Origin of the sequence: Arcicella sp. BE140, assembly GCF_031456255.1 — a bacterium.
In the GTDB taxonomy this organism is placed as follows: domain Bacteria; phylum Bacteroidota; class Bacteroidia; order Cytophagales; family Spirosomataceae; genus Arcicella; species Arcicella aquatica.
In genome coordinates this window covers 19,317-29,379 of record NZ_JAVDUE010000029.1, presented here as the reverse complement: position 1 = coordinate 29,379, position 10,063 = coordinate 19,317, and the positions used below count along the sequence as shown (strand labels likewise).

At 36.2% G+C, this 10,063-nt stretch carries 6 protein-coding genes and 1 pseudogene; 3 read left to right on the top strand and 4 right to left on the bottom strand.

Annotation, left to right across the window (positions count from 1 at the left end):
• Positions 1-329 (bottom strand): annotated as a pseudogene (locus J2Y60_RS24430) (hypothetical protein); the annotation flags it as partial.
• Positions 330-892: 563 nt separating this feature from the next.
• On the opposite strand from J2Y60_RS24430, the gene J2Y60_RS24425 reads away from it, so the two are divergent.
• The gene (locus tag J2Y60_RS24425; RefSeq protein ID WP_309921913.1) at positions 893-2,881 is read left to right on the top strand and encodes an OmpA family protein; all 1,989 of its coding nucleotides are present in this window, start codon (positions 893-895) and stop codon (positions 2,879-2,881) included.
• 276 nt (positions 2,882-3,157) lie between these two features.
• On the opposite strand, the gene lon is transcribed toward J2Y60_RS24425, so the two are convergent.
• Positions 3,158-5,644, bottom strand: a complete 2,487-nt coding sequence (gene lon / locus J2Y60_RS24420) for an endopeptidase La (RefSeq protein WP_309921915.1) — start codon at positions 5,642-5,644, stop codon at positions 3,158-3,160.
• Positions 5,645-6,085: 441 nt separating this feature from the next.
• On the opposite strand from lon, the gene J2Y60_RS24415 reads away from it, so the two are divergent.
• Positions 6,086-6,649, top strand: coding sequence for a DUF4136 domain-containing protein (locus J2Y60_RS24415; protein ID WP_309921918.1), 564 nt, complete (start codon positions 6,086-6,088; stop codon positions 6,647-6,649).
• Between the two features lie 145 nt (positions 6,650-6,794).
• Positions 6,795-7,649: a hydroxymethylglutaryl-CoA lyase gene (locus J2Y60_RS24410; RefSeq protein ID WP_309921921.1), complete on the top strand. Its 855-nt coding sequence runs from the start codon at positions 6,795-6,797 to the stop codon at positions 7,647-7,649.
• A 42-nt stretch (positions 7,650-7,691) separates the two neighbouring features.
• Here the strand turns inward: J2Y60_RS24410 and J2Y60_RS24405 are convergent, their stop codons facing one another.
• Together J2Y60_RS24405 and J2Y60_RS24400 are read right to left on the bottom strand one after the other, a co-directional pair.
• Complete coding sequence (locus J2Y60_RS24405; RefSeq protein WP_309921924.1) at positions 7,692-9,068, bottom strand: L-serine ammonia-lyase; 1,377 nt, start codon at positions 9,066-9,068, stop codon at positions 7,692-7,694.
• Between the two features lie 109 nt (positions 9,069-9,177).
• Positions 9,178-10,050: a UbiA family prenyltransferase gene (locus J2Y60_RS24400; RefSeq protein WP_309921926.1), complete on the bottom strand. Its 873-nt coding sequence runs from the start codon at positions 10,048-10,050 to the stop codon at positions 9,178-9,180.
• Positions 10,051-10,063 lie beyond the last annotated feature (13 nt).

The window sequence follows — 10,063 nt, the reverse complement described above, 5'->3', positions numbered from 1 at the left end:
CGACGTTCACCCGAGTTAAATTCTCTTCTCTCGCCTTGAGGTTTGAATTCACGACGTTCACCCGAATTAAATTCTCTTCTTTCACCTTGTGGTTTGAATTCACGACGTTCACCCGAATTAAATTCTCTTCTTTCACCTTGTGGTTTAAAATCACGGCGTTCCGAGCTAAACTCTCTTTTTTCACCCTGTGGTCTGCGTTCTGCATCACCTCCGTAAGTCCTTCTTGCAGGCACTTCACGTCCTAATTCGCGGCTTAACTCGTCTTTTCTTTCACGAGTTTGTTGTCTTCTTTCGAAGCCCAAATCTTCTTTTTCGATTCGCTTTCTCATTGTTAATTTTATCAACGATTTTAGAAATATTGTCTTTTCTAAATCGTAGATGTCTTAGTTAAAATATTGCAACATCACTGCTGTAAAATAAATTTTTTAAGCTGCTTACTAGCAAGATAAAATATCAAGAAATAAAAAATAAGTTATTCACTTTCAGAAACTTAAATACTGCCTTTTAGTAAAAGGCTCGCAAAGGTACAATAAATTTTATATTTTAGATACTTATTAAAGTACAAATTTGCAAATATTTTTTTTGATGATTTTTTTAGTAACATTTATAGGTAAATCATAGCGTGTTTTTAGATAAAACAGATGGCTCGTAGAGGTGATTTTTCAGATTTTAGTTTGCTTTGATTCCTCACGCTAAATTAAAATCTATTAAGTACAATCATTTTAGACAAAAACTCGTTTATAAAATGGTTATATTTACCGTAATGCTGAATGTTTTCAGTTTTATATTAATACCAAGCAAAGACAATAATTAAAGTTGAAACTTAGTAATGAGCTAAATGCACAGATACGAGGTTCTCAGATTAATCAAATCAATTCTCTTAAAGAAAACTATGCAAAAATTTCGTCAACTTATATCTCTTTTCGCAGCGGTTATCTTGTTGAATAGTTGTAATTCAGCACTACAATCGTTTAAAAAAGGTCAGAAAAAATTTGACAATGGTGAATACGAACTAGCCATTAAAGAATTACAAAAGGCATCTGCAGCAAATTACGAATTGGGTAAAACAAATTATTTAATTGCTGAGTCATACCGATTATCCAACCGTGCGATTCTCGCAGGCGAATATTACGAAAAAGCATTGGCCGCTGGGAGTAGAGAAAATGATTTGCGTTATCATTTAGCAACCACGCAGAAAATGCAAGGTAAATACCAAGAAGCTGCCCAAAATCTCGAGAAATATCTTTCTGGCGTGCCTAGTAAAATATATAAAAACAAAGCACAAGCTGAAATAGACCAGTTAGAAGAAGTAGAAGCCTTGGCCAATAAAAAAACCTATATTGAATTAAAACCTTTGAATATCAATTCTACAGGAGCAGAATTTGCACCCATTATTCAAGGAAATGATTTGATTTTTACAGCTTCACGCAAAGATATTATCTATAAAAATAATGGATTGCCTTACTTAGGCTTATACAGAGCTTCATTGAATAGTCCAACAGAATTAGGAAACCCTTCGCTTTTTAGCACGACCATCTTTAAAAATAATGCGAATGAAGGAACGCCAACATTTTCTAAAGATGGTAAAATGATGGTGTTTGCTAGGGGAAATGCAGGAAAGCGTTCGGATGCATCACCAGATGTAGATTTATACATTTCAAAAAATATAGATGGCGTTTGGACCGAACCCGAAATGATTTCAGTGTCAGACTCACTGGCGTGGGATGGTTGTCCATCTTTCTCAGCAGATAATAAAACACTTTATTTTGGTTCAAACCGTGCTGGAGGAAAAGGCGGAATAGATTTATACCGTGCTAATATTGACAATGCAGGAAGATTCGGTAGAGCCATCAATTTAGGGGGTGATATTAATACCGCTGGCGATGAAATGTTTCCTTATGTTTCTGCGGACGGAAAATTATATTTCTCTTCAGATGGGCATGCAGGACTAGGCGGTTTAGACTTATTTGTGGCTGTTCGTAAAAATGGAGAAATCACGGTAGAGCATTTAGGGATTCCATTGAATTCTCGTTTTGATGATTTTGGTTTAGTAGCCATTGATTCTACAAAAGGATATTTTGCCTCAAACCGAGATTCAGGGAAAGGAGATGACGATATTTATTATTACGAAAATACACAGCCTGATAAAAAGTACGACGTACCAGTAATTGCCAAAGAAACGCCTAAAAAGAAAATTATCCGTTACTTTTTAGCAGGAAGCATTACCGATATGAATAATCAGCCACTTGACGAAGTAAAGGTGGCAATTATTGATAATTCAACTAATCAAGCGATTGATGAGATTTATACCAAAGCAGAAGGTACGTTTGGCAAGGTGAAAATGGAAGAAGATAAATCTTACACAATTGTAACGGAAAAGAATGGCTATTTTACCAAGCGTGAGCCCTTTACGATGGTTGGGAAATCAATTCCTTTAGAACTTTTAACGAAAGCAGAAACAGATACTACTTTCTATGCATCGATAAAATTAGATAAGCCAGAAGTAGGAAAAGAGATTACAAAGCTGTTTCAGATTGCCCCGATTTATTATGATTTAGATAAATCTAACATTAGAAGTGATGCTTCACCAGAATTAGATAAAATCGTACAAATCTTAAATGATAACCCAACGATTAAGCTAGAATTAGGTTCACATACCGATTCAAGAGCAACAGCAGAATACAATGCTAAATTATCGCAACGAAGAGCAGATGCAGCAGTAGCCTATATCATTTCAAAGGGGATTGCTCCATCCAGAATTGTCGCGAAAGGTTATGGCGAAAGTCAGCTAGTAAACAAATGTGCTGATGGTGTAAACTGTACAGAAGAAGAGCATCAGCTAAACCGTAGAACAGAATTTAAAGTGTTGTCGGTGAAGTAATAATCGACTATTAACTAAACATGAGTCATCCCAAATTTTTTCTAAAATTGTGCGTTTTGGAGGCAATTTGAGAGGTTTTCTACTTATATTATTGTCTAGTTCTTACTTTTCTTGTCTTGAAACAAGAAAAGTAACAAAAGAAATTCAAGAATTCCTAAACTCGCTACCGCTCAAACAGTAGGAATTCATTGCCCATCAATCATAAAAAAGCGGTCGAAATTAGTTTTCCGACCGCTTTTTTATGATTTTAAAATTCGGGATGACTCATGTTTATGACTAATTCAAAACTACTTCTCGTTTGTCTTCTGGAAAAATAAAGTTAATCGGTTTGGAAACCTTTTCTTCCATCAAGGCAATCTGTAATACTTCATCAACCATATCCACATAGTGGAAAGTAAGGTCTGAAATATAAGAAGGCGTTATTTCTTCAACGTCTTTTCTATTTTTATGACATAAAATAATCTCTTGAATACCTGCACGCTTTGCAGCTAGAATTTTCTCCTTGATACCACCTACAGGCAACACTTTGCCACGAAGCGTTACTTCGCCAGTCATCGCCAAATGAGGCTTTACTTTACACTGTGTTAAAGCCGAAGCAATAGACGTTGTCATGGTGATACCAGCCGACGGACCATCTTTAGGTACTGCACCTGCAGGAACGTGAACATGGAGGTTGTAGTTATCAAAAATTCTGTAATCAATTCCATACTCATCAGCATGTGCTCTGAGGTACGAAAGTGCTGCCATAGCAGATTCTTTCATGACATCACCCAACTGACCAGATAAAGTAATACCACCTTTTCCACGATTCAAGATTGATTCTATGAATAAAATATCTCCACCAACGGGTGTCCAAGCCAAGCCTGTTACTACACCAGCAGTATCGTTGGTTTCGTATAAATCTTTATCGAAATACTCTTGTCCTAATAACTTAACAACCTCCTCAGGTTTGATAACCTTCGGATATTCTTCTTGCATCGCAATTGATTTCGTCACTTTACGAATCAATTTGCCCACTTGTTGTTCTAACTTTCTTACACCAGACTCTCGGGTATAACCTTCTATTAGCTTCTGTAAAGCTGCATCTGTGATAGTTAACGTCTTGTTTTCTAAACCGTGCTCTTCTTTTTGCTTAGGGACAAGGTGTTTTTTTGCAATCTGTACTTTCTCTTCCATCGTATAACCACTGATGTCAATGATTTCCATACGGTCGCGAAGGGCAGGGTGGATACTATCTAATGAATTGGCTGTAGCGATGAATAATACTTTAGATAAATCATATTCTATCTCTAAGTAATTATCCATAAAAGCATTATTTTGCTCTGGGTCAAGTACTTCTAGTAAGGCAGAAGACGGATCGCCACGGTGGTCTGAACCAACCTTATCAATTTCATCTAATATAAATACAGGGTTAGCAGAGCCAGCCTTTTTGATATTCTGAATCAATTTACCAGGCATAGCACCGATATAGGTTTTACGATGTCCTCTAATTTCAGATTCATCATGTAAACCGCCCAAGGCCATTCTGATATATTTTCTACCTAATGCTTTTGCAATAGATTTTCCTAACGAAGTTTTACCAACCCCCGGAGGGCCATATAAACACAAAATTGGGGCTTTCATATTGCCCTTCATTTTCAATACGGCTAGGTATTCGATAATTCTTTCTTTTACTTTTTCAAGACCAAAATGGTCAAAGTCAAGTACCTTTTGTGCTTTCTTAAGGTCGAAATTATCTTTTGTGATTTCATTCCAAGGTAAATCAACTAGTAATTCTACATAGTTCATTAACATCGGATATTCAGCCGACATCGAATTGGTACGTTGTAATTTTGCTAGCTCTTTCTGGAAATGATCAGATACTTCCTTACTCCATTTTTTATTAACGCCTTTTGCTCTGATTTTATCAAGTTCCGCTTCTGGACTATCAACACCCAGTTCCTCTTGTAAAACCTTTATTTGTTGGCGTAAATAATAATCGCGTTGTTGTTGGTCTATATCGCTACTTGCCTTACTTTGAATTTCCCTTTTGATTTCCAATAAATCAATATCAGTCATCATCAATTCAAGCAATTTTCTGGCTTGGTCTAGTCCATTAATTGTTTCTAATAATTGTTGCTTTTCGGCTAATTCGGCATTTACATTAGCAGACAAAAAGTGAATTAAGAAACTTGGAGATTCGATATTATCCAAGGCAATTTGGGCTTCACGAGGAATCTCTGGGTTTAAGAATAAAATTCTCGAAGCCATTTCTCGCAAAGACTGAATCAATGCTTTGTTTTCCTTATTGAGTTTAGCAGGTAAATTATCTTCTAAATAATTTACTTTGGCAATCAAATTCGGTTCAGTTTTAATATAGTTTTGAACTTCAAAGCGTTTACGTCCTTGAACAATAATAGTAGTATTGCCACCCGGCAAAACAATCATTTTAATGATATGTGCTACCGTTCCTACTTTGTACAAATCTTCGCCAACGGGTTCTTCTTTATTCGGATTCGCTTGCGTAATTACGCCAATTGTTCTATTTCCTTTGTAAGCTTTTTTTACAAGCCTAACAGATTTTTGTCTTCCTACAGTAATGGGAATTACCATTCCGGGAAATAAAATAACATTTCGGATTGGTAATATTGGTAATTCGTCGGTAAGTTTTCCAAGTTTTTCATCATCAACCCCTTCCGACCCAAGGGGAATTAGTTCTATGCCATCGAAATCAGAAATCTCGGCAAGTTTAAGATTATTTAAAAAGTTTTTATCTAGACTCATATTATGTGTTATGCAAATTTGGAAATAAGTAATAGTACGGTGTAGGTAATGGGTATTTATATATAATTAAAGCAAGTGGATAAAAGTTTAAATATATCAAAATGATTATTCCCAAATTCAAATGGAATTTTCTGCCACAATGACAGAAGTCATAAAATTACACTTAAAAGTTATACAATCAAATTTGATTTATTAAACGGTCAAACCTTATGCCAATTGACATATTGACATGAGTTGTAAAGAATGTAATTGCTTTTTAACACCATTTTCAATACATCCCTGCTGTAAATATTGGGGTGTAAGAGAATAAACATAAACCCATAACGTTATTGTTCTAAGATAAAAAAACTATATTACTAACCAAAATAAAATTCTATGTAGTTGGCTAATCTATGAAAATTTCAGACCCTCTTTACACATAGTAGATTAATTCCTAGTTCTATGAAAACAGTTTTAAAATGCATTGCTTTAGCTACATTACTGGCGACAATTAGTTGTAGCTCATCATTGACGGTTCGCTCAGACTACGACCGCCAAATTAATTTTTCACAATATCGTACTTATAGTTTTTATACGCCTCCTGTTTCTCAGCAGGATGCCGTAATGGGCAGTCCGCTGATGATAAAACGTATGACTAAGGCTATGGAATATGAAATGGGGAGTAGAGGATATAAAAGAGATGACGCTAGACCAGACATTGTAGTGAGTTTTTCAACCGATGCTCATAATATACAATCAGTAAGTTCAAGTACTGCCACACCATCTTGGCCAGCGAGTGTTTCTTCTGATAATTATGAAGAAAATAGAATCATTATTAATATGTCAGATGCTAATTCTAAAGACATGATTTGGCAAGGATATACAAAGGGGCAAATTAATAATAGTAAGAAAGATAGAGAGTTGTTAGTATTTGAGATTGTCAATAAAATAATGATGCAATATCCAAACCGTGCAGGGTATGATAATATGGAGGCAATAGCAAAAAAAAGAAGAAGATCTTATTAATAACGAATACCTAACCACTTTTACAGGATCCCGATTCAGCAATGGACGGGATTTTTGTTTTTTGATATTCACCAAGAAATTCTTTATGTTTAGTTTTCAAAAACAATCTAAACCATTGTTGAATATTCTCAGCATGGAACCAAACATGAAAACAATTAAATTAATAGAATGCCCACGAGATGCCATGCAAGGCTGGGAAAGGCAAATCCCTACAGCACAGAAGATTGCTTACCTACAACAATTACTGGAAGTAGGTTTTGATACCCTTGATTTTGGGAGTTTTGTTTCGCCCAAAGCCATTCCGCAAATGGCAGATACAGAATTGGTGTATCGTGCCTTAGAGGAACATCATTCTTCTACTAAACTATTGGCAATTATAGCCAATCTGCGTGGAGCAGAAAAGGCTGTTAGTTTTGAGAAAATCCATTACCTAGGCTTTCCTTTTTCTATATCAGAGACTTTTCAACAACGCAATACTAATATTTCAATAGAAGAAGCTTTTAAGACAGTAGAAGCTATTCAATCCCTTTGTTTAAAAAACAATAAAACATTAGTCGTTTATTTTTCAATGGCCTTTGGCAATCCCTATGGCGATGCTTATAATACTCAAATTGTAGCATTTTGGACAAAGAAAATGGCGGATATAGGCATTAATACCATCGCCCTTTCGGATACTGTTGGCTTGGCAGATACTTCAATCATTTCAAGCCTATTCAAAGACTTGATTTCAGCATACTCTGCAATCGAATTTGGAGGGCATTTTCATGCTCGTGCAGATGCTTGGTTACCTAAAATCAAAGCTGCTTACGAAGCAGGCTGTACTCGTTTTGATGGTGCTATCGGAGGTTTTGGAGGATGTCCAATGGCGGAAGACGAATTAGTAGGCAATATCAATACACAAAACCTGATAGAGTATTTCGAAAGTCAGTCGATAGATTTGGGAATAGACTTATCTGCTTTTAGGAAAGCGGTTCAGCAAAGCTGGGAGGTTTTTGTATAGTATTCGCTGAATTTAATAAAACAATTCAGCGAATACTATCTATCAACATTCCGTAGCACTCAATGCCAAACCTGCCTCAGAGGTTTCTTTGTACTTTTTAGACATATCTTTACCTGTGGCTTTCATTACTTTAATCACGCTGTCAAAAGAGATTTTTTGTAGAGAGCTGTCTCCCGAGGTAGCTAACAGAAAAGCATTATAAGATTTTACCGCTCCCATCGCATTACGCTCAATACAAGGAATCTGTACATAGCCACCGATAGGGTCGCAAGTCATCCCTAAATGGTGCTCTATGCCAATTTCAGCGGCCGATTCCATCGCATTGATATCTTTGGTAGCACAGTAGGTTAGCATAGCTGCGGCCATCGCTGATGCTGTACCGATTTCGCCCATACAGCCCATTTCTGCACCCGAAATACTGGCATTATGTTTTACCAAAAAGCCAATGGCTGCGGCTGCCCACATACCATCACGCATGAGGGAAGGTGTGTAATGAAAATGATTTTTTATGAGATAAGTAATCCCCGGAATTACGCCAGATGCACCCGACGTAGGTGCGGTGACTACAATATTCCCAGCGGCATTTTCTTCAGATGCTGCCAAACAATAAGCATTTAAGAAAATCAAGAAGCTATCACTGGTGATGGCTAGATTCTTAGCACGCTCATAGAGTAAAGGGGCTTTTCTGCGTAATTTGATAGTACCAGGCAATACTCTTTTATCTTTCAAACCACGTTTTACGGCTTTATGCATAAAGTCTAAAATGCCATCTACTTTTTGCTCAATCTCTTTCTTTGAAACGCCTGTCAAAGCCATTTCATTGGCTAGCATGAGTTCGGTGAGAGAAATCTTTTCACGATTTAAATGAGCCTTCAATTCCTTCATACTGGTGTATGGGTAGGGCGGATTAATGGCATTTTTAGGATGTTGTTTTTCTCCCTTGCGATAAATGAATCCTCCACCAATGGAATAATATTCATGTTCAAGAAGTATGGTTGATTCATCTTTCAATTTCAACACCATCGTGTTAGCGTGTGGAGAATCGTATTTGCCTCTTTCAAAGTGAAAACTATCGGCATTTACAGCGATAAGGTGGTCGTGAAATTTGACAGGATATTTATCATCTGGATTTTTTAATATTTTCAAGAACTTAACGGGGTCGCAGGCATCAGGTTTCCAGCCTAATAAACCCGCAATGATGGCCCTATCTGTTCCATGTCCTTTTCCTGTGGCACTTAGTGAGCCATATAAATAAATTTCGATTTGAAGCGTATCTGAAATAAGTGATGTAGGTAAACGATTGATTTCTGTTAAGAAATCGTATGCGGCTTTCATCGGTCCAATTGTATGTGAACTCGATGGACCAGGACCAACTTTGAATAAATCAAAAATGGAAGTAGTAATAGCTTGGGAATACATAGTTTGCTGAAGTAATATTTAGGGCTTAAATATACATCTTTTTACTAGTCATTAGTATATATCGCTATTTGTGTAAATCAAAGAGGAGGAATATTCAAAACAAATCGCCTTAGTGACTACTTAAATACAACAATATAAAAAACAGATTTAAGCAAATAGAACCTAAGAAATTAAGTTGCATCGTGTGCTTATAGTCGGCTAACCTTTCGTCTTTAAGGACTTTCAAAAACCAACTATTGAAGAAAATTAGTACTGGCGACATTACGACCAAGTAAACAATAAAAGCAGGAAATTGAAAAATTTGTTGTGTTTGGAAAAAATAGAAGAAACCAATGGTAACCAATAGAAAAATTCCCGCTGTAAAAATAAAAGTACCACGAATACCCAATAGTCTGCTCATCGTTAAGTCTCCTCGTTTAGCATCTTCTTCATGTTGATAAATTTGGGTCATGGGGTAAAAACCCAGTAGATTGAAGCTACTCAATAAGGCAGGGAATAAGTATTTCTCTTGCAATAAATTCTCAAGTGGAAGCTCGTCGATTGCTTGGATAACAGTTAAATACGTAAACGCACCTTGAAAAATACCGACAGTAATCCAGCTAAGGATTGGGTATTTCTTTAACCTAATTTTATCATTAGAATATGCTTTAGAAATACTACTATAAATAAGTAAAGCAAGTGCTAATATCCAACCTGAGAGTAAGTAAGCGATAATGACTGCTATAATATCCAATCCCCAAGCAACATAAAATAATGCTTTGCTAACAGGAGGAGGATTTTCTAGTCCCCCAATTGAGCCTTCATCTTTATCATAATAACTATTATAAGCATTAGAGGCAGGATAAATCAATAAATGGAGCAGGAAGAAAACGCCGATACTGATACCCAAGTTGGTATTACTCGTTTGGCTCAAGGCGAACCAATAAACAGGCATAAGGAAAAAAGAAAACGGAATCCTGAGATGCAAAATAATATTTTTCATGTTAATCTTTTTG

Bases quoted from the DNA above. Each gene is read 5' to 3' on its own strand.
- J2Y60_RS24400 (WP_309921926.1), bottom strand. From the start codon at position 10,050: ATGAAAAATATTATTTTGCATCTCAGGATTCCGTTTTCTTTTTTCCTT.
- J2Y60_RS24415 (WP_309921918.1), top strand. From the start codon at position 6,086: ATGAAAACAGTTTTAAAATGCATTGCTTTAGCTACATTACTGGCGACA.
- J2Y60_RS24410 (WP_309921921.1), top strand. From the start codon at position 6,795: ATGAAAACAATTAAATTAATAGAATGCCCACGAGATGCCATGCAAGGC.
- J2Y60_RS24405 (WP_309921924.1), bottom strand. From the start codon at position 9,068: ATGTATTCCCAAGCTATTACTACTTCCATTTTTGATTTATTCAAAGTT.
- lon (WP_309921915.1), bottom strand. From the start codon at position 5,644: ATGAGTCTAGATAAAAACTTTTTAAATAATCTTAAACTTGCCGAGATT.
- J2Y60_RS24425 (WP_309921913.1), top strand. From the start codon at position 893: ATGCAAAAATTTCGTCAACTTATATCTCTTTTCGCAGCGGTTATCTTG.